Annotated in this window: 25 protein-coding genes and 1 tRNA gene; 14 read left to right on the top strand and 12 right to left on the bottom strand. The window is 58.0% G+C overall.

Features of this window, described 5'->3' with window-relative positions:
* The first annotated feature begins 2 nt into the window (after window positions 1-2).
* Window positions 3-290: a DUF1330 domain-containing protein gene (locus BLQ98_RS13815; RefSeq protein ID WP_093733892.1), complete on the top strand. Its 288-nt coding sequence runs from the start codon at window positions 3-5 to the stop codon at window positions 288-290.
* 167 nt (window positions 291-457) lie between these two features.
* On the opposite strand, the gene typA is transcribed toward BLQ98_RS13815, so the two are convergent.
* The 8 genes from typA to BLQ98_RS13775 form a co-directional block, all read right to left on the bottom strand.
* Entirely contained in the window at window positions 458-2275 is a 1818-nt protein-coding gene (gene typA / locus BLQ98_RS13810) for a translational GTPase TypA (protein WP_093733891.1), read from the bottom strand.
* 104 nt (window positions 2276-2379) lie between these two features.
* A complete protein-coding gene (locus BLQ98_RS13805; RefSeq protein ID WP_093733903.1) occupies window positions 2380-3261 on the bottom strand; it encodes a mechanosensitive ion channel family protein in 882 nt (293 codons plus the stop codon).
* 114 nt (window positions 3262-3375) lie between these two features.
* Window positions 3376-3705, bottom strand: coding sequence for a DMT family transporter (locus BLQ98_RS13800; RefSeq protein ID WP_093733890.1), 330 nt, complete (start codon window positions 3703-3705; stop codon window positions 3376-3378).
* Between the two features lie 73 nt (window positions 3706-3778).
* A complete protein-coding gene (locus BLQ98_RS13795; protein WP_093733889.1) occupies window positions 3779-4387 on the bottom strand; it encodes a YitT family protein in 609 nt (202 codons plus the stop codon).
* Window positions 4388-4534: 147 nt separating this feature from the next.
* Window positions 4535-5752, bottom strand: coding sequence for an NADP-dependent isocitrate dehydrogenase (locus BLQ98_RS13790; RefSeq protein ID WP_093733888.1), 1218 nt, complete (start codon window positions 5750-5752; stop codon window positions 4535-4537).
* A gap of 174 nt (window positions 5753-5926) precedes the next feature.
* Window positions 5927-6508, bottom strand: a complete 582-nt coding sequence (locus BLQ98_RS13785; protein ID WP_093733887.1) for an HD domain-containing protein — start codon at window positions 6506-6508, stop codon at window positions 5927-5929.
* A 3-nt stretch (window positions 6509-6511) separates the two neighbouring features.
* Window positions 6512-6745: a hypothetical protein gene (locus BLQ98_RS13780; RefSeq protein ID WP_093733886.1), complete on the bottom strand. Its 234-nt coding sequence runs from the start codon at window positions 6743-6745 to the stop codon at window positions 6512-6514.
* Window positions 6745-7398 (bottom strand): alpha/beta hydrolase, encoded by a 654-nt coding sequence (locus BLQ98_RS13775; RefSeq protein ID WP_093733885.1) that lies wholly within the window; start codon window positions 7396-7398, stop codon window positions 6745-6747. Before BLQ98_RS13775 ends, BLQ98_RS13780 begins: the two co-directional genes overlap by 1 nt.
* Before the next feature lie 175 nt (window positions 7399-7573).
* Here BLQ98_RS13775 and iscR point away from each other — a divergent pair, with 175 nt between their 5' ends.
* From iscR to BLQ98_RS13720, 11 genes are all read left to right on the top strand, one after another.
* Entirely contained in the window at window positions 7574-8044 is a 471-nt protein-coding gene (iscR, locus tag BLQ98_RS13770; RefSeq protein WP_093733884.1) for a Fe-S cluster assembly transcriptional regulator IscR, read from the top strand.
* 51 nt (window positions 8045-8095) lie between these two features.
* Window positions 8096-9220 (top strand): cysteine desulfurase family protein, encoded by a 1125-nt coding sequence (locus BLQ98_RS13765; protein ID WP_093733883.1) that lies wholly within the window; start codon window positions 8096-8098, stop codon window positions 9218-9220.
* 29 nt (window positions 9221-9249) lie between these two features.
* Window positions 9250-10788 carry a Fe-S cluster assembly protein SufB gene (gene sufB / locus BLQ98_RS13760; protein ID WP_093733882.1) on the top strand — a complete coding sequence of 513 codons (1539 nt, stop codon included), beginning with the start codon at window positions 9250-9252 and terminating at the stop codon, window positions 10786-10788.
* Between the two features lie 5 nt (window positions 10789-10793).
* The gene (locus BLQ98_RS13755) at window positions 10794-10985 is read left to right on the top strand and encodes a hypothetical protein (RefSeq protein ID WP_093733881.1); all 192 of its coding nucleotides are present in this window, start codon (window positions 10794-10796) and stop codon (window positions 10983-10985) included.
* Between the two features lie 31 nt (window positions 10986-11016).
* The gene (locus tag BLQ98_RS13750; RefSeq protein ID WP_093733880.1) at window positions 11017-11823 is read left to right on the top strand and encodes a polysaccharide pyruvyl transferase family protein; all 807 of its coding nucleotides are present in this window, start codon (window positions 11017-11019) and stop codon (window positions 11821-11823) included.
* A gap of 91 nt (window positions 11824-11914) precedes the next feature.
* Window positions 11915-12670, top strand: coding sequence for a Fe-S cluster assembly ATPase SufC (sufC, locus tag BLQ98_RS13745; RefSeq protein WP_093733879.1), 756 nt, complete (start codon window positions 11915-11917; stop codon window positions 12668-12670).
* Window positions 12670-13953 carry a Fe-S cluster assembly protein SufD gene (gene sufD, locus BLQ98_RS13740; protein WP_093733878.1) on the top strand — a complete coding sequence of 428 codons (1284 nt, stop codon included), beginning with the start codon at window positions 12670-12672 and terminating at the stop codon, window positions 13951-13953. Before sufC ends, sufD begins: the two co-directional genes overlap by 1 nt.
* Complete coding sequence (locus BLQ98_RS13735; protein WP_093733877.1) at window positions 13953-14438, top strand: YIP1 family protein; 486 nt, start codon at window positions 13953-13955, stop codon at window positions 14436-14438. The genes sufD and BLQ98_RS13735 overlap by 1 nt, the downstream gene beginning before the upstream one ends.
* Window positions 14435-15034: a Yip1 family protein gene (locus BLQ98_RS13730; protein ID WP_093733876.1), complete on the top strand. Its 600-nt coding sequence runs from the start codon at window positions 14435-14437 to the stop codon at window positions 15032-15034. The genes BLQ98_RS13735 and BLQ98_RS13730 overlap by 4 nt, the downstream gene beginning before the upstream one ends.
* A complete protein-coding gene (locus BLQ98_RS13725) occupies window positions 15027-16247 on the top strand; it encodes a cysteine desulfurase (RefSeq protein ID WP_093733875.1) in 1221 nt (406 codons plus the stop codon). Before BLQ98_RS13730 ends, BLQ98_RS13725 begins: the two co-directional genes overlap by 8 nt.
* Window positions 16248-16305: 58 nt before the next feature.
* Window positions 16306-16382 (top strand) — tRNA-Arg (locus BLQ98_RS13720).
* A gap of 41 nt (window positions 16383-16423) precedes the next feature.
* On the opposite strand, the gene BLQ98_RS13715 is transcribed toward BLQ98_RS13720, so the two are convergent.
* The 4 genes from BLQ98_RS13715 to BLQ98_RS13700 all read right to left on the bottom strand — a co-directional run bounded on the left by BLQ98_RS13715 (window position 16424) and on the right by BLQ98_RS13700 (window position 20920).
* On the bottom strand, window positions 16424-18277 hold the full coding sequence (locus BLQ98_RS13715; protein WP_244148436.1) for a sensor histidine kinase: 1854 nt from the start codon (window positions 18275-18277) through the stop codon (window positions 16424-16426).
* 275 nt (window positions 18278-18552) lie between these two features.
* Window positions 18553-19629 carry a dihydropteroate synthase gene (locus BLQ98_RS13710; protein WP_093733874.1) on the bottom strand — a complete coding sequence of 359 codons (1077 nt, stop codon included), beginning with the start codon at window positions 19627-19629 and terminating at the stop codon, window positions 18553-18555.
* A gap of 16 nt (window positions 19630-19645) precedes the next feature.
* Window positions 19646-20575: a methylenetetrahydrofolate reductase gene (locus BLQ98_RS13705; RefSeq protein ID WP_093733901.1), complete on the bottom strand. Its 930-nt coding sequence runs from the start codon at window positions 20573-20575 to the stop codon at window positions 19646-19648.
* Window positions 20576-20623: 48 nt separating this feature from the next.
* Window positions 20624-20920, bottom strand: a complete 297-nt coding sequence (locus tag BLQ98_RS13700; protein ID WP_093733873.1) for a virulence factor — start codon at window positions 20918-20920, stop codon at window positions 20624-20626.
* 262 nt (window positions 20921-21182) lie between these two features.
* On the opposite strand from BLQ98_RS13700, the gene BLQ98_RS13695 reads away from it, so the two are divergent.
* On the top strand, window positions 21183-22298 hold the full coding sequence (locus BLQ98_RS13695) for a Ppx/GppA phosphatase family protein (protein WP_093733872.1): 1116 nt from the start codon (window positions 21183-21185) through the stop codon (window positions 22296-22298).
* On the top strand, window positions 22298-23086 hold the full coding sequence (locus BLQ98_RS13690; protein ID WP_093733871.1) for an RlmE family RNA methyltransferase: 789 nt from the start codon (window positions 22298-22300) through the stop codon (window positions 23084-23086). The genes BLQ98_RS13695 and BLQ98_RS13690 overlap by 1 nt, the downstream gene beginning before the upstream one ends.
* Window positions 23087-23126 lie beyond the last annotated feature (40 nt).

Genomic DNA, 23126 nt, shown 5'->3' with positions numbered 1-23126 from the left:
CCATGCCTGCTCTCTGGATCGCTCATGTCACCGTCACCGACGAAGACGCCTATGGTAAATATGCCAAGCTCGCTGGCCCCGCTATCGCGGCGCATGGCGGCAGCTTTTTGGCCCGTGGGGGCCGGTTCGTCCAGCTTGAAGGCAAAGAACGCCCGCGCAACGTCGTGGCCCGTTTTGCGTCAGTCGAAGATGCGGTAGAGTGCTATAACTCCGACGCCTACCAAGAGGCGCTGAACCATGCCAAGGACGCCTCAGAACGCGAACTGATGGTCGTCGAAATCGACGGCTAAAGCCTAGGTTGAACCTCTGTCGGCGGGCCAAACCGGGCCGCCGACCACACCAAATCTCCCCCCAACATCGCTAGACATAAAAAAAGCAGGGCCGAAACAGCCCCGCTTTCCAAATGGTATTAAATCCTGGGGTCTGGGGCAAAGCCCCAGTCCAGAAATCGCTCAGCTTAGGCTGATTTCGCCATCCGCTTCCGCTCATGCGGGTCCAGATAACGCTTGCGCAGCCGGATTGCGTTTGGTGTCACTTCAACCAATTCGTCGTCATCGATATACGCAATGGCCTCTTCGAGGCTCAGCGTGACGGGTGTGGTTAGACGAACGGCTTCATCGGTGCCCGACGCACGCACGTTGGTCAGCTTCTTGCCTTTCAACGGGTTCACTTCAAGATCGTTTTCACGGCTGTGTTCGCCGATGATCATGCCGGTGTAGACGTCAGCCTGCGCGCCGATCATCATCTTGCCGCGTTCTTCGAGGTTCCACAGGGCGAACGCAACCGAGGTCCCGTTTTCCATCGAGATTAGAACGCCAGCGCGACGGCCAGGAATCGTGCCTTTGTGCGGCGCCCAGGAATGGAAGACGCGGTTAATAACGCCTGTACCGCGCGTGTCGGTCAAGAATTCGCCGTGGTACCCGATTAGGCCGCGCGAAGGCACATGGGCCACGATGCGGGTTTTACCGGCACCGGCAGGCTTCATCTCTACCAGTTCACCCTTGCGCACACCGGTGATCTTTTCGATGACCGCGCCGGAATATTCATCATCCACATCGATAGTGGCTTCCTCGATAGGCTCGTGGCGGACGCCATCGATATCTTGGAACAGAACCTGCGGGCGGGAGATCGAAAGCTCGAACCCTTCGCGGCGCATGTTCTCGATCAGAACGCCCATTTGCAATTCGCCACGACCGGCAACCTCAAAGGCGTCGCCGCCGGGAGTGTCGGAGATCTTGATCGCAACGTTGGATTCGGCTTCCTTCATCAGGCGCTCGCGGATCACGCGCGACTGAACTTTCTTGCCATCACGACCGGCCAACGGGCTGTCGTTGATGCCGAAGGTCACGGTGATGGTGGGCGGATCGATCGGCTGGGCCGGGATCGCTTCGGAAACAGAGGTTTCGGCCAGCGTATCGGCCACTGTCGCCTTGGACATACCGGCGATGGATACGATGTCGCCCGCTTCAGCCAGTTCTATGGCAGTTTGCTCAAGCCCGCGGAAGGCGAGGATCTTGGTGCACCGGAAGTTTTCGATCAGCGTACCGTCGCGCGACATGGCTTTGATGCTCTGTCCCGCTTTCAACGTGCCGGTTTCAACACGCCCGGTCAGCAAACGGCCCAGAAACGGGTCACCGCCAAGGGTGGTGGCAAGCATGGTGAACGGCTTGTCAGTATTTTCGATTTGCTTTGGCGCGGGAACATGCTCGAGCACCAGTTTGAACAAAGCGTTAAGATCTTTGCGCGGTCCATCCAGCTCCATATCGGCCCAGCCGGAACGACCCGAGGCGTACATGTGTGGGAATTCGAGCTGTTCATCTGTGGCATCAAGGCTGGCGAACAGATCAAAGCATTCGTCCAACGCGCGGTCAGGCTCGGCGTCTGCCTTGTCGACTTTGTTCAGCACAACGATAGGGCGCAGGCCCAGTTTCAGCGCCTTGGAGGTCACGAATTTCGTTTGTGGCATCGGGCCTTCTGCGGCGTCCACGAGCAGGACAACACCGTCTACCATCGACAGGATGCGTTCAACTTCGCCACCAAAGTCGGCGTGGCCTGGGGTGTCGACGATGTTGATACGTGTGTTGTTCCAGACAACCGACGTCGGTTTCGCGAAGATCGTGATGCCGCGTTCGCGCTCCAGATCGTTGCTGTCCATCGCGCGCTCGGTCGTCGCCTGGTTTTCACGATAGGTGCCGGATTGTTTCAGAAGCTCGTCGACCAGCGTCGTTTTGCCGTGGTCAACGTGAGCGATGATTGCGATATTTCGCATGTCCATTGGGGTATGCCTTTGATACGGGAGGGGGCCGCGCACGCTCTCGCACCGCAGCATTTGGGCAGCGCTTAACGCGATACGCCACAGAAAGCTAGCCCTAAAGGATGTCAGCCGTCGGTGCTTGTGTCTTCTGTGCTGTCTTTGTGGTCGCGGTAGTCCCGAACGGGTAGCGGTTCGTTAAAGGTCAGGGTGCGATAGGGGAAGGGTATCTCGATTCCCGCATCATCCAGCGCCCTTTTTACGGCAGCAACGACTTTGTCGCGGCTGCTGCGGATGTCGATGGGGCGCGAACCTGTCCACCAAGTGACCTCGAAGTTGATTGAACTGTCGGCGAATTCCTGCGCAAAGATTTCAACGTCGCGCACATCATCGCGCACCGCATCCACGCCGCGCACCGCTTGGGCAATCACCTCGCGCGCAGCATCTACGTCTTCGCCGTAAGCCACGCCGCAGATCACGGTGGTTCGACGCACATCGCGGGCAGTGCGGATGGTGACGGGATTTTTAAAGAACATTGCGTTTGGGGCGACGACAAGCTGCCCGTCGGTCTGGCGCACATGGGTATCGCGGATCGTGATTTCTTCGACCTGACCTTCAAACCCCTCGCATTCAATGTAATCCTCGACAGAAAAAGGTTCGCGGATCAGCAGTAATATCCCTGCTAGGAAGTTCTCGAACACATCCTTAAAGGCAAAGCCGATGGCCACACCGCCCACACCCAATGCAGTCAGCGCCTTGCCGGGGGTGATGGTGGGAAAGGCGATGGTGACGGCGATTAACACGCCAAACAGCCACATCCCCACGATAATCAGCATCATGATGACATCGACAAGCGACCGACGCATACGGGCGCGGCGCAGCACGCCCGGCACGATAGCCTGCACAATGCGAACGACGACCCAGAGAAAACAAAGGAAAACAATCGACAAAATAAGTTGCGGCAGCACGCTCCAGAACCCGACGGCGTACCCTTCAAGCTGGTTGCGCAAAGGGTCGGGCAGGGTGCCCCAAACGGAGCTTAAAGAATCGAGCATGAGGCACTTTCGGTGGTTGCGTCATACGCTAACGCCTGAATGCGGTGCCGGGTTCCCGAGCGGGGTCGCTTAATGGGTGGAGCTGTTGGAAAATAGATGAATGACCAGCACGCCGCTGATGATCATCGACAGGCCCAAAACGGCCGCAAGGTCGAGCTTTTGACCGAACACGATATAGCCGATGCCCGCGATACACACGATACCCAGCCCCGACCAGATCGCATAGACAATGCCCACCGGCATCACCTTGAGCGTCAGCCCCATCAGGTAAAAGGAGACCGCATAGCACACGACGACCGCGACAGACGGCCATAAACGCGTAAATTGTTGCGAGGCTTGCAGCGCGCTGGTGCCCAGGGTTTCGGTCACGATGGCGATCATCAGCCAGAAATAATGCATATCACCGTGCCCCCAATGCTGGTTTCCGACCCAGTCCTGAGACGGGCGCGGGCCGGTGTCAAGAGCCGGCGGGTCAGGTGGCGATGTAGCGGTCGCGGCGGTGGTTGAAGGTTATGATCAGGTTCAGCACCAGTGCGCCAAGCAGCGAATAGCCCACGACAGAGGCTGGAAACAGGAACAAGGCGACGGAAAAGATCAGTGCGTCCGTGATCAGTTGTACCCATCCCGCCTTGAACCCCGTGGTGTCTTGAACCAACAGCGCGATCACGCCCAAACCTCCAAGCGACCCATTATGTCGGAACATCGCCAGCAGCCCCAACCCGACCAAGGCACCAAATATCATCGCTGCGAGGGCCGGGCTCAGCGACTGGATCGCAAACCCGTAGGGCAGAAATTCGGTGACAACGGACAGCATGGTGACCGAGATCAGCGATTTGATCGTAAATTCCGCCCCGAGGCGTTTGTAGGCGATGAAGTAGAACGGCAGGTTGATCAAAAAGAACACCACGCCGAAGGAATACCCCGTGAGGTAGGCGATGATCACCGCCAAGCCCGCCGTCTGACCGGTAATTAGTCCGGCAGAGGTCAAAACGAAGATTCCGATACCGCACAAAAATACCCCGAGGCTTAGGCCTTGGACATCATCAAGCGAGCTATGGTGGAGGGGATCAGCATATGTCATATCGTGCAGATAGGGCAGCTATGTTGACCTGTCTAGGGGTGCTGCAGTGCAGAATAATAATTTCCCCCGTTACATCGCGTCACGCAGGGTCCGCTGCACAGAAAAAGGGCCACCCGTTCAGGATGGCCCTTGTCTTAAGCGGTTGGCTTATTGCGCGCTCAGCGCCTTGTTCAGGTTCTCGTCGACTTTTTCGAGGAATCCCATTGTGGTTAGCCAGCCTTGGTCGGGGCCGACCAGCAGGGCCAGGTCTTTGGTCATAGAACCTGATTCCACCGTATCCACGACCGTCTTTTCCAAGGTTTCGGCAAAGCGGATCAGTTCGGCGTTATCATCCAGTTTACCGCGATGCTTGATCCCGCCCGTCCACGCATAGATAGACGCAATGGAATTGGTCGAGGTTTCCTCGCCCTTCTGATGTTGGCGGTAATGGCGGGTGACAGTGCCGTGGGCGGCTTCTGCCTCTACGGTCTGGCCATCGGGGGTCATCAGCACGGATGTCATCAACCCGAGCGAGCCGAACCCCTGCGCGACGGTGTCCGACTGCACGTCGCCGTCGTAGTTCTTGCAGGCCCAGACATAGCCGCCGTTCCACTTCATCGCGCAGGCGACCATGTCGTCAATCAGACGGTGTTCATAGGTAATGCCCGCGGCTTTGAATTTATCTTCGAACTCGGTCTCGTAGATGTGCTGGAACAGCTCAAGGAAACGGCCGTCATACTGCTTGAGGATCGTGTTCTTGGTGCTCAGGTAGACCGGCCAGCCAAGGTTCAAACCGTAGTTCAGCGAGGCGCGGGCGAAATCGATGATGGATTTATCAAGGTTGTACATCCCCATCACGACACCGGCGTCGGGGGCGTCGAAAAGCTCGCGCTCGATCTCTGTCCCGTCCTCGCCGACGAATTTCAACGTTAGCTTGCCCTTGCCGGGAAATTTAAAATCGGTCGCTTTATACTGGTCGCCATAGGCATGACGGCCCACGACAATCGGCTTGGTCCAGCCGGGCACAAGGCGGGGGACGTTCTTGCAGATGATCGGCTGGCGGAAGATCACGCCGCCCAGAATGTTACGGATCGTCCCGTTAGGAGAGCGCCACATCTCTTTCAGGCCGAACTCCTCGACCCGAGCCTCGTCAGGGGTGATGGTCGCGCATTTGACGCCAACGCCGTGTTCCTTGATCGCGTGGGCCGCGTCTATGGTGATCTGGTCGTTGGTCTCGTCGCGGACCTCCATCCCTAGATCGTAGTATTTCAGATCCACGTCGAGATAGGGCAGGATCAGCTTTTTCTTGATGAAATCCCACATGATGCGGGTCATTTCATCACCGTCGAGCTCAACGATCGGGTTTTCCACTTTGATCTTGGTCATCGTCTGCGGTCCTTTGAGGTGAAACTGTTCTCCTCATAGACTATTCAAGCACCAATGCCTAGTCGGTATGCAATGGTATACTGAAAAAGGGATGTGGTGTCTGCCAAATATCAAAGCGCTGCAGCAGGGTTGTGATGCAAAGGAAAGAGGTCGGGTACCTAATGGCAGAGGGTGCTAGCCGCGGGCCGCGAACCAGGCAGAGACGCGGGCGCGTGCGAATTCCCACAAGCCCGGCGCGCCGGTCTTGATCTTGCTGCCCACCTTTTCCACGAACTGCGCTTCGGTGACGTTGTATTCGACCCAACTGCCCCCGCCCGCGGCAAGGTTCTGCATGGGCGGCTGGAACCTGTCGAGCGACTTTGCAAAGCGGGCCGTGGGGGATTTGTTCGCTTCAAACTCTTCCCATGTGGCGCGAAGATCGTCGCGTAAATCGTTGGGAAGAAGGCCAAATATTCGGTCAGCGGCAAGCTGTTCCTGGGCCTCCATATCGGCCGCATCGTAGCTGCCAAAGATCGGGTTGTCGCCTGCGTCAATCTCGACGAGGTCATGCAGGATCAACATTTTGATGACGCGGGTGATGTCGACGCCTTCGCCCGCCTGATCCGCTAGCACCAGTGCATAAAGCGTCAGGTGCCAACTGTGTTCAGCCGAATTTTCCGCCCGCGAGGCATCGCATAAAAGCGTGCCGCGTGTGACCGACTTGAGCTTGTCTGCTTCGTTAAGGAAGGCAATCTGTTGCTCTAGTCTGGTGGTCATACGTCAGCTTTCTTTTGCGCGGTGCGCGGCGAGCGCCTTGGCGATAAAGTCACGCCCCTGTGCGGCAGAAAGCCGCGTACGGATCGCTGTGACAAAGGCTTCTTCCATGGTCTGCGACCACGCGCCCAGAACAGCAGCGACTTCCATAAAAAGCCGCTCCTGTCCGGTTTCGCGTTGTACTGCCAGACATTCTTCGGCCAGTTGATTGGCCAGATCGACGACTGTCTGATCCGCCATTAACGGGTCGTTTCCGTGAGGCGACGCTTCACATAGTCGGTGGTCGACGTAATGAGCGTATCCATATGCGGCTCTTCAAAGAAGTGGCCGGCACCCTCGACTTCTTGGTGGGTGATGGTGATGCCCTTTTGCTCGTGCAGTTTGTTCACGAGGTTCACGGTATCAGCTGGCGGTGCTACGCGGTCAGCCGTCCCATTGATCACCAGACCGGAAGCCGGGCAGGGTGCGAGGAAGCTGAAGTCATACATGTTCGCAGGCGGTGCGACAGAGATGAAACCCGTGATTTCGGGACGGCGCATCAGCAATTGCATGCCGATCCATGCGCCGAACGAGAAACCCGCAACCCAGCAGTGCTTGGAGTTGTTGTTCATCGACTGCAGGTAATCCAGCGCTGACGCTGCATCAGAGAGTTCACCGACGCCTTGATCGTATTCGCCTTGGCTTCGGCCCACGCCGCGGAAGTTGAAGCGCAAAACGGTGAAACCCATATTGTAGAAGGCATAGTGCATATTATACACGACCTTATGGTTCATCGTCCCGCCGAATTGTGGGTGTGGGTGAAGCAGAATAGCGATTGGCGCGTCGCGTTCTTTTTGTGGATGGTAGCGGCCTTCGAGGCGGCCTTCGGGTCCGGGAAAAATAACCTCGGGCATGAGCGTCCCTGCTTGGGGTTCTAAGTGCAGCGGAATAGTTGACGAATTCGCTAAGGCAGTTTAGAACGGTTCTAACTTGTGTGATCCCAGCTTTAAGGTGGGTCAGACATTGCGTTTAGGCATTTCATGCGTCCTCGTCAATCAAACAGGCGCCTATGGGAAAGGGAACTCTGCGATGAAGCTGTCTACCAAGGGGCGGTATGCCATGGTCGCACTGGCTGATATAGCGTTGCAGCCTGCAGACCGCCTGGTCAATCTGGGCGATATCGCGGCGCGTCAGTCCATTTCCCTGCCGTATCTAGAACAGCTTTTCGTAAAACTGCGCCGGGCCGAGCTGGTGGCATCGGTGCGTGGCCCCGGCGGCGGCTATCGTTTGGCGCGACCAGCGGCGAATATCCGCGTCGTCGACATTCTGGCGGCGGTCGACGAAAAGGTCGACGCGATGCATGTGGGGGCAGGTGCCTCTGGCGGGTCATCGGGCAGTCGTGCGCAATCCTTGACCAATCGTTTGTGGGAAGGGCTCAGTGCGCAGGTCTATGTTTTCTTGCACCAGACGCGGCTGTCCGATGTCGTGGCCAATGAGCTTGCCCCCTGTCCGGCGGTGCCGAACCTCTTTGCCATCGTGGACGAGGCCGACACGGAATGAGGGACGCTGTTCCTCACGCTCCCTGGGATTTGGGACCATTTGGAAGCTGATATGAGAACCTATCTGGATCATAACGCGACCACCCCGCTGAGGGCAGAGGCGCGCGCGGCGATGTTGGCGGCGATGGATGTGGCGGGCAACCCGTCGAGCGTCCATGCCGAAGGGCGTGCGGCCAAGATGATGGTTGAAAAGGCACGCGGGCAGGTGGCGGCTTTGGTCGGCTGCGATGTGTCGGAAGTGATCTTTACCAGCGGTGCCACCGAAGCGATCGCGGGGGTGGTGCAGGACGCGGGCAATGTCGCCGGCGCAGCCGTGGAGCATGAAGCGGTGCGCATCTGGTGCCCTGAGGCCGAGCAATTGCCTGTGGGTCACAATGGTCACGTGGATTTGAACGCGCTACCGGATGGAGCCTTGGCGGGCAAAACGCTGTTTTTGCAACGTGCCAATAGCGAGACAGGGGTGTTGCAGCCGGAAAGCCTGTTGACCGAGCTGTCGCGTTTGGGCGCGTCGCCTGCAAGCGTGTTCCGTGACGCGGTGCAAGCGGCCGGTAAGTTGTCGGATCTGGGGCGCTGGCGCTCGGATGTCGGGCGCCATACGTCATTGGCTGTCTCGGCCCATAAGCTGGGCGGTCCCAAGGGCATCGGCGCGCTGATCGCGGGGCCCGAATATACGCCCGGATTGATGCAGCCGATGTTGCGCGGAGGCGGGCAAGAATTGGGACGTCGTGCGGGGACAGAGAATGTCATAGGCATCGCCGGATTTGGTGCCGCTTGCGCTGCCGCGGCGCAGGATTTGGCGGATGGCGTCTGGGAACGGGTTGCAGACCTTAGAAATGTTCTAGAGAAGGCTCTTGAGGCTGCGTCAAAGAAGACTATTTTCGTTGGGAAAGACGTGGCGCGTTTGCCGAACACCTCTTGCTTTATCACGCCCGGGTGGCGCGGTGAGACGCAGGTGATGCAGATGGACCTTGCAGGCTTTGCGATCAGCGCGGGGTCTGCGTGCTCTAGCGGCAAGGTGGCGACAAGTCGGGTGTTGACGGCCATGGGCTTTGACGACGCTGAGGCATCCTGTGCCGTGCGCGTATCGCTTGGGCCGGACACCACAGAAGAACAGGTCTTGCGTTTTGCAGACGCCTGGACCGCGAAATTGAAGAAACACGAGGCGCGGGCCGCTTGATGCGCACCGCCAGTTGAAGGATGAAAAGCATGGATAGCACTTTGGTCAAGGATGACCCGAACACCGGCGTTAAAGAGGGCGTTGATCAGGACACCGTGGATGCCGTGCGCGAAGTCGGCGGTGCCTATAAATATGGGTGGTCCACAGATATCGAGATGGACTATGCCCCGCTGGGTCTGAACCCCGATATCGTCAAACTGATTTCGGAAAAGAATGAAGAGCCCGAGTGGATGCTGGAATGGCGTCTGGCGGCCTATGAGCGCTGGTTGACCAAGAAAGAGCCGAACTGGGCGATGGTGGACTATCCTGAAATCGACTTTCAGAACCAGTATTACTATGCGCGTCCCAAATCCATGGCGGTCAAGCCCAAGTCCCTGGACGACGTAGATCCTAAGCTGCTCGAGACCTACAAGAAGCTGGGTATCCCCTTGAAAGAGCAAGCCATTCTGGCGGGCGTCGAGGGTGCAGAAAACATGGGCGACGAACCTCGCAAGGTTGCTGTGGACGCCGTGTTCGATTCCGTTTCCGTCGGGACCACCTTTCAGGACGAGCTGAAGAAAGCGGGCGTAATTTTCTGCTCCATCTCTGAGGCGATCCGCGAGCACCCGGAACTGGTCAAGAAATACCTTGGCTCGGTCGTGCCGGTGAATGATAACTTTTATGCGACGTTGAACTCGGCCGTTTTCTCTGACGGGTCGTTTGTTTACGTGCCACCGGGCGTGCGCTGCCCGATGGAACTGTCGACCTATTTCCGTATCAATGCGGAAAACACTGGCCAGTTCGAGCGCACGTTGATCATTGCCGACAAGGGGTCCTATGTCTCCTACCTTGAAGGCTGTACCGCGCCGCAGCGGGACGAAAGCCAGCTGCACGCCGCGGTGGTTGAGATCATCATCGAAGAAGACGCCGAGGTGAAATATTCGACCGTTCAGAACTGGTATCCCGGTGACGAGAACGGCAAGGGCGGGATCTATAACTTTGTGACCAAGCGTGCCGATTGCCGTGGTGACCGTGCCAAGGTGATGTGGACGCAGGTTGAAACCGGTTCGGCTGTGACGTGGAAATACCCGTCGTGCATCCTGCGCGGCGATGACAGCCAAGGCGAGTTCTATTCCATCGCGATCGCCAACAATATGCAGCAGGCCGATACCGGCACCAAGATGATCCACCTGGGCAAGCGCACCAAGTCGCGCATCGTGTCCAAGGGGATTTCGGCGGGCAAGGCGCAGAACACGTATCGCGGGTTGGTCACCATGCACCCCAAAGCCAAGGAATCGCGCAACTATACGCAATGTGACAGCTTGCTGATCGGCGACCAGTGCGGTGCCCACACGGTGCCGTATATCGAGGTCAAGAATAACAGCAGCCGCGTAGAGCACGAGGCAACCACATCCAAGGTGGATGACGATCAGCTGTTCTATTGCCGTTCGCGCGGGATGGACGAGGAAGAGGCGGTGGCCTTGGTCGTCAACGGTTTCTGCAAAGACGTGCTTCAGGCACTGCCGATGGAGTTCGCAATGGAAGCGCAGGCGCTGGTTGCGATCTCTCTTGAAGGGTCCGTGGGGTAATCGCGATGATGCGCAAACTGACATGGGATGTGACCATCGCCGCCTTGGTTTTCTGGGTGCTGATGGCTCTGGTTCGGGGCGGCGGGCTGACGCTCGCCGCGTTTGAGGACACGTTCTTTCAGATGCTGATCTTTGCGATGATCTATGCCGCGATCCGTGTAGCGCTTTTGGTGCTGCGCAAGGGGGATGACACATGATCATTGCCGTGTACGAGGACGCAGCAAGCTGATGCAACTATCGGCTGACACCATTCCCTTGCGCCTGCACTGGTGGAAGGCGGTCCCGAATTTCGGGGACGCCATCAGCCCTGTGGTGCTGGCCCATGTCTCGGGCCGGCCTGTGGAGCATGCTGGTGTGCGCAAGGCCGATGTCTGGGCGATCGGATCGCTGTTGCAGGTGGTAAAGCGCAACTTTAGCGAGGCGCAGGATCATCGGCCGGTGATCTGGGGGGCAGGATTGTTGCATCCGGTGCAGGGCACAGGGTTTACCGACCATGTGGATATAGCGCTGGTACGCGGACCGATTACCGCCGCGTTGCTGGGCTTGGAGTTGTCCGAGTTTGGCGATCCGGGATTGTTGATCAATGCCGTTTGGCCGCACAAACGGGCACCGAACGGCAGGATCGGTATCGTGCCGCACCACTCGCTGATTGATGATCCCATGCTTCAAACGCTTGTCGCCAGCGATACACGATATCAACTGATCGATCCACGCGGCGATGCGCAGGCGGTCTGCGACGCGATTGCAACATGCGATCATGTATTTGCATCATCCCTGCACGGGTTGATTGTGGCCGATGCCTATGGCGTGCCCAACAGTTGGTTGGCCCCGGCGGGGCAGTCACGGTTGAAGTACCTCGACTATGCAGCTTCCGTCGGTCGGCCGATGCAGGCCCCGATGCAGATCGAAGATATCCCCACAGCGGTTCTACCCGATCCGCTGTCACCGCTTTCCTATCAGGCGGGCATAGATGCCTGCCGAACCGCCCTTTATGCGCGTTTTCCCAAAGCCTTACAGGCAGGGAGAGCGGCATGAAATCTTACACCGATGACGGCCCCTTGGCGGGGTTTTCATTCACTCAATTCACTGTCATTGCAGCGCCAAAGCGCAAGAAAAGGAACCTCCCATGCTGAGCATCAAAGGCCTGAAGGTCAAACTGGAAGAAGAAGATAAGCAAATCCTGAAGGGTGTCGATCTGGAAGTCGAAGCCGGTAAGGTTCACGCGATCATGGGGCCGAACGGTTCCGGTAAATCCACGCTGTCCTATGTGCTGTCCGGCAAAGGCGGCTACGAGGTCACAGAAGGCTCCGCGCATCTGGGTGACATTGACCTGCTGGACCTCGAGCCAGAAGAGCGTGCCGCCGCAGGCCTGTTCCTTGCGTTCCAGTATCCCGTTGAAATCCCCGGCGTCGGCAACATGACTTTCCTGCGGACGGCTGTGAACGCACAGCGCAAGGCCCGTGGCGAAGAAGAAATGTCAGCGGCAGAGTTCCTCAAGGTTGTGCGCGCCCGTGCCAAAGAGCTGAAGATCGATGCAGAGATGCTGAAACGTCCCGTCAACATGGGCTTCTCCGGTGGCGAGAAAAAGCGGAATGAAATCCTGCAAATGGCGATGCTCGAGCCAAAGATGTGCATCTTGGACGAAACAGACTCCGGTTTGGACGTCGACGCGATGAAACTGGTTGCCGACGGCGTGAACGCGCTGCGCACCGAAGGGCGCGGCTTCCTCGTGATCACCCACTACCAGCGTCTGCTGGACCACATCAAACCCGACGTTGTGCACATTATGGCTGACGGTCGGATCATCAAAACTGGTGGTCCCGAGCTGGCGCTTGAAGTTGAAAACAACGGGTATGCCGACATCCTGTCCGAGGTGGCGTAATGGCCGAAGCAGCGACACAACAAACCCCGACCGAGGCGTTGATCGCCACGTTGGATCTGCCCCAAGGGGGCTGGTCCGATGCGGCACGCAAAGACGCACTATCGCGGCTGCAACAGGCAGGTCTGCCGGAGCGTCGTGACGAATACTGGAAATACACCCGCCCTGATACGCTGACCCAGCCGCAGGCTGTCTCTGCCGCGGTGCGCGCGTCGGAAGACGTGGCTCTGTTTGATCAGATCGACCGGCTCAAGCTGGTGTTCGTTGACGGTGTGTTCGATGCAGATGCGTCGGACGATCTGACGCTTGAGGGCATCACCATCGAACGGCTGGCCCAAGCGAACGCTGACCTGCATTGGGCGCGTGATCTTTATGGGACGCTGGAAAAGAACGGTCAGACGCCTGTGGCGCGCCCCTTGGCAGCGCTGAACACGGCGTTTGCCGCGGATGGCGTGTTGATCCATGTGACAGACAAAGTCTCCAAGCCGGTGAACATCGTTTATCGCCGGACCTCCGAGACCGCTGATGTCATGCTGCACAACGTCATTAAGCTGGATGCCGGTGCTGAATTCACGCTGCTGGAGAACGGCCCTGTGGCTGCGCGCTTTAACGGTGTGCTCGAAGTCGAGGTCGGCGACAACGCTGCGTTCCACCATGTGCGCGCCCAAGGGCGTGACCATGAACAACGCGCAGCAACGCATATCTTTACCCGTCTGGGGACTGAATCCGCGTTCAAATCCTTTACGCTGACCGCCAATGGCGTGATGACGCGCAACGATTGCGTGATCGAACTGACGGGTGATGATGCTGCTGCCCATGTGGCGGGGGCCTGTGTGGGCGACGGGGGTGATTTCCACCACGACGACACGGTGTTCATCACCCATGATGCGGTGAACTGCGAAAGCCGTCAGGTCTTCAAAAAGGTTCTGCGTAACGGGGCAACCGGCGTGTTCCAAGGCAAGATTTTGGTCAAGAAAGACGCGCAAAAGACCGATGGCTATCAGATCAGCCAGTCGTTGCTGCTGGATGAAGATAGTCAGTTCCTCGCCAAGCCCGAGCTTGAAATCTACGCCGATGATGTGGCCTGTTCTCACGGCTCCACTTCGGGGGCAATCGACGAGGACGCGCTGTTTTATCTGCGCTCGCGTGGTGTACCGCATAACGTCGCGACCGATCTTCTGACCTTGTCGTTTTTGGCCGAGGCTGTCGAAGAGATCGAGGACGAAACTCTGCGCGAAGAGATCACCGCACGGCTTGCCGAGTGGCTTGAGCGGCACGCAGCCTGATGGCGGCGACACGCGATATCGTGGCCAGCTACCGCAACCCCGCCGCCGTTGTGCGGCGGTTGTTGGGGCAGGGCCCGCGGGAGGATCGCAACCTGATCTATCTGATGGTCGCGTGTCTGATCTTTTTCGTGGCCCAGACCCCGCGTCTGGCCCGCGAAGCCCATGTCAACGGCACCGAGCTGGACATGTTGCTGGGGGCGACCCTGATGGCATGGCTGTTCATCGCGCCGTTGATTTTCTATATGCTCGCGGCCGGCACGCAAATCATCCTCAAGGTGATGCGCGGTCGCCCGAGCGGGTATAGCACCCGTCTTGCGCTTTTCTGGGCCTTGCTGGCGTCCAGCCCCCTTGTGTTGCTGCACGGACTTACAGCAGGGTTCGTCGGCGAAGGGATCGAGCTGCGCATTGTCGGATTGATCTGGCTTTGCGTATTTTTATGGTTCTGGATCAGCGGCTTGCTGGTCGCATATCGGACACGCCCATGAACGCCCCTGACATACGATCGGTTCTGTCCGAGTTGGTCATTCTAAGCCTGCGCAACCCTCGCGCGGCGGCACAGCAGATTATTGGCTGGCGCCTTGATCGCAATGTATTGTGGACCGCGCTTGCGCTGGCGGCGGCGGTGAACACGCTGATTTTCTCGGTCAGCCTTGTGCTGCAGCCGACTCCAGGCATGCCCGCGTTCTTTACCAGTCCCTTGGCGATGTTCGTACTGCTGACAGGGGTCTTGGTGATCACCACGCACGGGCTGTTCTGGACAGGCCGCGCGCTTGGTGGTGACGGGAACCTTGGCGATATACTGGCATTGGTCGTGTTCTTGCAGGTCTTGCGCATTATTGCGCAAGTGGCAATTTTTCTGCTTATGTACATCTCTCCTGGTGTGTCGGTACTGGCATCACTGGGGACCGGGATCATCGGTCTTTGGATATTGGTGAACTTCATTGCCGCGGCATTCGACTTCACTGGTTTGGGCAAGGCGATTGGCGTGTTGCTGATTGCTATGGCGGCTGTCGTTTTGGGGATGAGCCTGCTTCTTTCTATCGTGGGCATTGCTGCCCAAGGAGTGCTTCTTGATGTATGATGTAAACGCCATCCGCCGCGATTTTCCGATCCTGTCCCGTGAAGTGAACGGCAAGCCGCTGGTCTATCTCGACAATGGTGCATCGGCGCAGAAGCCGCAGGTCGTGATTGATGCGATCAGCCGCTCGTACAGCCATGAATATTCCAATGTTCACCGCGGCTTGCACTATCTTTCTAATCTGGCGACCGACCAGTACGAATCCGTGCGCGGAACCGTTGCGCGGTTCTTAAACGTCGGGAACGAGGATCACGTCGTCTTCAACTCCGGCACGACAGAAGGGATCAATCTGGTCGCTTACGGTTGGGCCATGCCGAACCTGCAGGCGGGGGACGAGATTATCCTGTCGGTGATGGAGCATCACGCCAATATCGTGCCGTGGCATTTTCTGCGCGAACGCCAAGGCGTGGTGATCAAATGGGTAGATGTGGATGCGACCGGTGCGCTTGATCCCCAAGCCGTGATCGACGCCATCACCCCCAAGACCAAGCTCATTGCCGTGACGCAGGTGTCGAATGTTCTGGGCACGGTGGTGGACGTCAAGGCGATCACCGCAGGGGCCCATGCCAAAGGTGTGCCCGTCTTGGTTGACGGGTCGCAGGCGGCGGTGCACATGCCCGTGGACGTGCAGGATATCGGCTGCGATTTCTATGCGATCACCGGTCACAAGCTCTATGGTCCATCAGGGTCCGGCGCGATCTATATCCACCCCGACCGCATGGCCGAGATGCGCCCGTTTCTGGGCGGCGGCGATATGATCCGCGAAGTCACCAAAGACGGCATTATCTACAACGACACGCCGATGAGGTTCGAGGCGGGCACCCCCGGCATCGTGCAGACCATCGGCATGGGTGTCGGATTAGAATATATGATGAACGTCGGAATGGAGAATATTGCGGCCCATGAAGCATCCTTGCGTGACTATGCAGTGACCCGTCTGGCAGGATTGAACTGGTTGCAGGTTCAAGGCACCACGCCGGATAAGGCCGCGATCTTCAGCTTTACGCTGGACGGTGCGGCGCATGCGCATGATATCTCTACCATCTTGGACAAAAAGGGCGTTGCCGTACGGGCGGGGCAGCATTGTTGTGGGCCGCTCATGCAGCATCTGGGGCAGACCGCCACCTGCCGCGCCTCTTTCGGAATGTACAACACCAATGCTGAGATCGATACGCTGATTGAAGCGCTTGAATTGGCGCATGATCTCTTTGCGTGAAAATGAACTGATTTTGTAATTGCAGGGGGCGGGCAGTCTGGCTATACCGCCCCCATATGGTCCCATAGCTCAGCTGGATAGAGTGCTCGCCTCCGAAGCGAGAGGTCGCTGGTTCGAATCCAGCTGGGACCACCATCTCCTTTATTCCTGATATACTTACGAACTCGTTTCGGGCGTTATACCTGTGCGTTTTCCGGCAGGTCGCCACGGTGCTGAAGGGCAGATGCGTCCGTCGCATCGGGATCTGCTGCGTGGATAACCTTCACTTGGTGTGCCGCGATAGTGGCGTAGTCCATGTGAAATACCGAGCCTTGGCCGACTTCGCTTTCGTAAAAGATCTTACCCGACATCTGCCGGGCAAGCTGCTGCGAGATGTGCAGCCCCAGACCGGAGCCCTGCGTCGCGAATTGGCCGCCGTTTTTGACCTGCGCGAACCGGCCAAAGACCTGATCTTCCATCCCATCAGGAATACCACGCCCATTGTCTTTGATCGACAGGCGCACGTGGCCGTCAGAGACCGACAGCGCGCCTTCGACGATGCTGTCGGGATCAGAGAATTTGATCGCGTTCGAGACAAGGTTGTCGATGATCTGCCGAAGTGCGAAGGCGTCACCGGTGATAATCGCGGATTGATCACCCTTGGGCCGGACGAGCTTGATCCGCTGTTCGGCAGCGAACATTTGGTTTTCCTCGAGGCTGTCTTTTAAAAGGGCCCCCAGATCGACCGGCTGCTGATCAAGGCTAAGGGCGTCCCCATCGATTTTCTGGGACAAGAGAATGTTGTCGACCAGCCGAGACAGGCGCACACCGTTGCGCTGTGCGATTTCAAGCGGAGATCGTACGCGGTCGTCCATATCACCCAGGCGGCCACTGAGGGCGAGCGCCAAGCCCCCCTTGAGCGACGTCAGCGGCGTACGTAGCTCATGGCTGACAGCCGAGATGAATTCGTCCTTGGCACGATTGGCCTCATCCGCACGTAGCAACGCATTTTCGAGGGCGCGGGTGATGGCGATGCGGTCGGTAATGTCGACCAACGTGACGCTCCAGCCCAAAATGGTGCCGTCTGGGTCCAACGGGCTTTCGATCTCTTGGACCCGAGGATCATAGACGCGTTCGTCGATGGTCACGGATGCCTCGGTGGTCCTTAGGCTACGGGTATCGATAGTGGCGAGAAGGGCGGCGGCTTCGTCCTTAGGGACCTTGCAGAAGCCGCGTTTCTTTGCAGCTGTGTTCATCAAGACGACGTTTTTGTTATTATCCACAAGGACGACAGCTTCGCTCATGGTGTTGAACAAGACAGATTGCCCGACCGACGCCATATCCAACGTTTTGTTTGTGAGCAGCATAAACGTGAAGGCAAAGATACCGACGCTGAACATAAACGATGTCGGGTCCAGTCCGAAAATGGTGAAGCCAAGAAAGATATAGGCTGCATTTGCTGCAAGCGGGGTCATCGTTACGACGGCAAGCATCGTGAGCAGCGGCCACGCTGACCGGCGCGACCGCCTGAACCCCTTGTAAAGACCATAGTAGGTGGCACCAACAAAGGCATAGAGCACGGCCATAATGGCGTAGAACCCGGGCCCGTGGATGTAGTCGATCTGGCGCGCGCCTGGTGGGATCGTGGTCGCGTGATCGTAGACCAGCCCGTGATGTGTATTTGTCGCAGCAAAAGCAAAGGACAGCACAGGCGCGAGCACAAGTGCTGCAACAACCCGTTTTTTGCCAAGCCAGCTGGATTGATGGACGTAAGCGTAGACAAAGAAACACCACGCCACCGGCACCAGCGCGTTCCCGAGCCACGCGGCAACGCCTAACTTGTACTGACAATCAAAGGCCACCGCTGAGGCTTCTGCGCCAACGATAAGCAGCGTATAGATCATCGCAAAGAAGGTGAGCGCGTAGTAAAGCTTGCCACGAAAGCGCTGGACCCAAAGCATAGAAATCATGACGATCGCCGCAATAAGGCCGACACTGCCAGCCGCCCAAAAAACGGGCTGCGTGGTAATTCCCTCAAAGCATGTCATCATGGTTCCACCTACGGGTCGCGTCTTGCCATTTCATAGTAGCCACACAGTTGTGTTCATTTTTTGACCGAACTTGGACTGCCGGAATGCGCCATGTGAGGTGGTCGTTACCAGTGTCTAGGATAATACAAAGCCCTTTCGGCTTTGCGCCTAGATCATGCGTGCTTGAGGTATGCGGTCAACCTCTGATTGCCGGAAAAAAGCCTTTCGCCCCAAAAGAAAACCCCGCAAACCAGAGTTTGCGAGGTTTTTGTTCTTGGCGGTAGGGAGAATCCCCATTACCGGCGACGGCCCCCCTTGCGGCCCGCGCGTCCGCGACCCTCTTGGCCGGCCTTGGGCGCGACCTTGTTGAACTTGATCCATTCGGTGCCGTGGGGGTCACGGTCGAACAAGAAGTTAGCAGCACGGATCGCTTCCATCTCTTTGCCGGGGGTGGGTTTGGTCGATCCCATGCCAAGCAGCGTCACAAATGTCTCGTCGTCGATCTCGTCCGGCAGAATGATGCCCGCCGCGACCAGTTCGGCTTTCTTCTCGGCAATTTTTGTCGGGTTCACCGCCAGCGTGATCGGGTTCATGATCGCCGAGGTCATGCCAGCCCCCATCGCCATGGGCAGAAAGGCGTTGTTGATGCCGTGGCGGTTGGGCAGACCAAAGCTGATGTTTGACGCGCCGCAGGTGGTGTTCACACCCAGTTCCTCGCGCAGACGACGCACGAGGGTAAAAACCTGATGCCCTGCCGTCGCCATCGCCCCAATCGGCATCACCAGTGGATCAACCACAATGTCGTGGGCTGGAATGCCGAAATCTGCGGCGCGTTCAACGATCTTCTTGGCAACTTCAAACCGCACATCGGGATCTTCGGAGATGCCAGTGTCATCATTAGAGATCGCCACCACCGGCACGTTGTATTTCTTGACCAAAGGCAGCACCAGTTCCAGCCGCTCTTCTTCGCCTGTGACCGAATTCAGCAGCGGGCGGCCTTCGCAGGCCTCAAGACCCGCTTCCAACGCGCCAGGAACAGAGCTGTCGATACAGATCGGAATATCAACAGCGTTTTGCACGACGCGGATGAGCTCAGGCATCAGCATCGGTTCGACAAAGTTGTTGTCGGCGTAGCGCGGATCTTCGGCCATTTTATTCGAGAACACGGCACCGGAGTTCACGTCCAGGATATTTGCCCCTGCTGCGGCCTGTGCGATGGCGTCGGCCTCGACGCGGCTGAAATCGCCACGCTCCAGCTCTTCGGCGAGGATCTTGCGGCCGGTGGGGTTGATACGTTCCCCGATCACGCAGAAGGGCTCGTCAAAGCCGATGATTGCTGTTTTGGTTTTGGATTCGACGACGGTTCTGGTCATGGTGTTCAGTCTTTCCTTAGACGGAATTGGCTGGTTGCGCAGCAGGTCCGCCATTCTCGATGGCCCAGTTTGCATTCGTTTTGATCCCACCCAGCGGGAAGAAATGCACATGGGTAATGTTGAAATCTGGGTTGGCGGCTTTGTGGGCGGCCAGTTCGGTGATCACATCTGTCGGCTCGTAGGGCCACAGCAGTTTGGTAACGTCCATCGCGCGCTTTTGCAGCACCTTCAGTGACGGGCCGACCCCGCAGGCGATGGCGAATTTGATCAGGGTTTGCAGCTTGGCGGGGCCTGCAATGCCGATGTGGATCGGCAGGTCGATGCCCGCATGTTTCAGGCTCTCGGCCCATTCGATGATTGGCTGTGCCTCGAACGCAAACTGCGTGGCGATGGCCATTTTCGCGTCGGTCCGTTCGGAGAACCCCTGTTTCCAGCGCAGGGCATCGTCGACCCGCAGGCGGGTGCCGTCGGTGTCGATGTCACGGTTGCCTTCGGGGTGGCCTGCGATGTGCAGACGCTCAAACCCGTGTTTGTCAAACAGGCCCGTGTCCATCAGCTGCATGGAATCGCTGAAATCCCCGTGCGGTGTGGTGACGCCGCCGGCCAGCAGCAAGCCCTGCTTTACGTCAGCCTCGCCCTGATACATGGCGATCCAGTTTTCCAGCGTCGCGCGATCCTTGATGATGCGCGCGGGAAAGTGGGGCATGACCTTGTAGCCGTCGGCGTTCAGACGTGCTGCGGTGGCGACCATGTCTTCGATCGGGGTGCCATCGATATGCGCGATATAGACCCGTGTCCCCTCGGGCAGCAGATCGCGGAAGTCTTCGACCTTTTCCGCTGTGCGGGGCATCACCTCGATCGAATAGTCCTGCAAAAAGGCCGCGACCTCGGGAGTGGGCAATTCAAACGCTGGGGCTTCCTTGCGCCGGAAGTTCAAAAGGGACATGAGCATTTCTTTCATGAGGGGATCAACTTTTGCACCGGCAAGAGGCGGTCAGGCCCAGCCGTCATTGGCAATCAATGTCTTGATGCGGTCGCGGTCGTATTCGGCATCAATACGTACGACTTCGGCATCGGCCACGGCGTCGGGATCGCCGTCGACCGTATAGGGATCGGCCTTGCGCCATTCGGCAAGATAGGCATCGCTGTCATCCGCGCCGATTTTCATCGCGGCGCGGTCGATGGCCTGTTCAAACCGTTCGGGCAGCGGGCGCTTTGATCCGCGCCGGCCTTTGCCAACGATGACCTGTGCTGGAATATCACGCCAATAGACGATGGTAACTTCGGGCATGATTGATTCCTCTGCTGTGCTTGTTTTTCTTAGCGGCTGTTGATCTGTCCCCGACGCCATTTTTCGACATTCAAAACGGCGTCTGCGACGTGACGACATTACAGCGCGTCCGCGCCACAGGCGAGGGGGGCGGGGTGTCATAATTCTCAAGATGGTTGTGAGGCTGACGATAGGCTTGAGCGTGCCTGTTTTCAGGTTTCCCGCTTGCTCCTTGCCCGCAGAAACATTACCTTGGGGGTAACTCAATATGAAAGGCGCAATCATGGCGCCACAGCGTCCCAAAGGTGCGGGCGCGCTCGATGTACCGCCGGCTCTGAGCCCCGCGCCAGTTCCGCCCAGATCGACCGAACTTTATGCGGCCCTTGATCTGGGCACAAATAGTTGTCGCATGCTGATCGCACAGCCAAAAGGCAGCGGTTTCCATGTCGTCGATAGCTTCTCGAAGTCTGTCCAGCTTGGGGCAGGGCTTGAGAAAACCGGGCGATTGTCGCGCGGATCGATGACGCGTACCATTCAGGCATTGCGCATCTGCCAGCAAAAGCTGCGCCGTAACAAGGTGCGGCGTATGCGGCTTGTTGCGACCGAGGCGTGTCGTCGTGCCGCCAACGGTGCCGAATTTATGCAGCGTATCCAGCGCGAGACGGGGTTAAAACTTGATATCATCAAGCCCGAGGAAGAAGCGCAGCTTGCGGTAATTTCCTGCGCACCACTGGTGAACCGCAAAACCCACAACCTGCTGGTGGTGGACATTGGCGGCGGCTCGACCGAATTGGTCTGGATCGACATCTCCAAGGTGCCCAAAGCCGACCGTGCGCAGTCCATCATGCGGCTGCATGGCGGCTTCCATCAGGCGAAAACTGATGTGCCTGCCGCGCGTGTGGTCGATTGGATCAGTGTGCCGTTGGGTGTGGCGACTTTGCGCGACCAATTCTCTGATGTGGAAGACGACGCCGCGCGTTTCGCCTTGATGAGCTGGTTCTTCGAGGAGAACCTGACGGACTTTACCCCCTATCAATCCATTCAATCCCAGGATCGGTTCCAGATTGTTGGCACCTCGGGGACGGTCACCACTGTCGCTGCCAGTCATTTGGGTCTAAAGCGCTACGACCGGACCAAAGTGGACGGGCTTCGGATGACCTCGGCGCAGATCGACAAGGTGATCCATTCCTATCTTGCGATGGGGCCGGGTGGCCGGCGCGCCGATCCGCGTATCGGGTTGGACCGTCAGGCGTTGATCATGTCAGGGGCCGCGATTTTGCAGGCGTTGATGCGGTGCTGGCCGACAGATAGATTAAGTGTTGCAGACCGGGGTCTGCGCGAGGGGCTGTTATATGCCCAGATGAGCGCGGACGGCGTTTTGGAAGAAGGATTAGGCTGATGGCGAAAACTCCGACAGGCAAGACGCCAACGGGCGGTGCTGCGGGCGGGAAGACCCCCACAGGCAAGAACACATCGGGGCGCGGTCAACGTGACCTCAAGGTCAAGGTAAAGTCAGCACGCGGGCGCAAGCTGAGCTCGACCCGCTGGTTGCAGCGCCAATTAAACGACCCCTACGTTAAACGCGCCAATGCCGAAGGGTATCGCGGGCGTGCCGCCTATAAGATCATGGAACTGGACGACAAATACCGCTTTCTGGTGCCGGGTGCGCGGATTGTTGACCTGGGGGCAGCCCCTGGTGGCTGGTGTCAGGTCGCGGTGAAACGTTGCAATGTTCTGGGCGAAAAGAAGGGCAAGAACGTCGGCACGATTCTTGGGATCGACCTACAAGAGATGGAGCCGATTGCAGGCTGCGAATTGCACCAACTTGATTTCATGGAAGACGACGCAGACGAGATCGTCAAAGGCTGGTTGGGTGGCAAGGCCGATGTGGTGATGTCGGACATGGCGGCCTCAAGCTCGGGGCACAAACAGACTGACCACAACCGGATCATTGCCCTGTGCGAGGCTGCGGCTTACTTTGCCTTTGATGTGCTGGAAGACGGCGGCACCTTTGTCGCCAAAGTGCTGGCCGGCGGGGCGGAGGGCGATTTGCAGCAGCTGCTCAAGCGTCGGTTTGCCAAGGTCGCCAACATCAAGCCACCTGCCAGCCGGTCCGACAGTTCCGAGAAATTCGTGGTCGCCACCGGTTTCAAAGGGGCGCTACCCGAAGACCTAGAGAATCTGTAAACTCGCACCGCCCCAAGGCGCGCGGAATTATCAAATGTGC

Origin of the sequence: Sulfitobacter litoralis, assembly GCF_900103185.1 — a bacterium.
GTDB classification, from domain to species: domain Bacteria; phylum Pseudomonadota; class Alphaproteobacteria; order Rhodobacterales; family Rhodobacteraceae; genus Sulfitobacter; species Sulfitobacter litoralis.
This window is presented reverse-complemented; position numbering and strand designations above follow the sequence as displayed.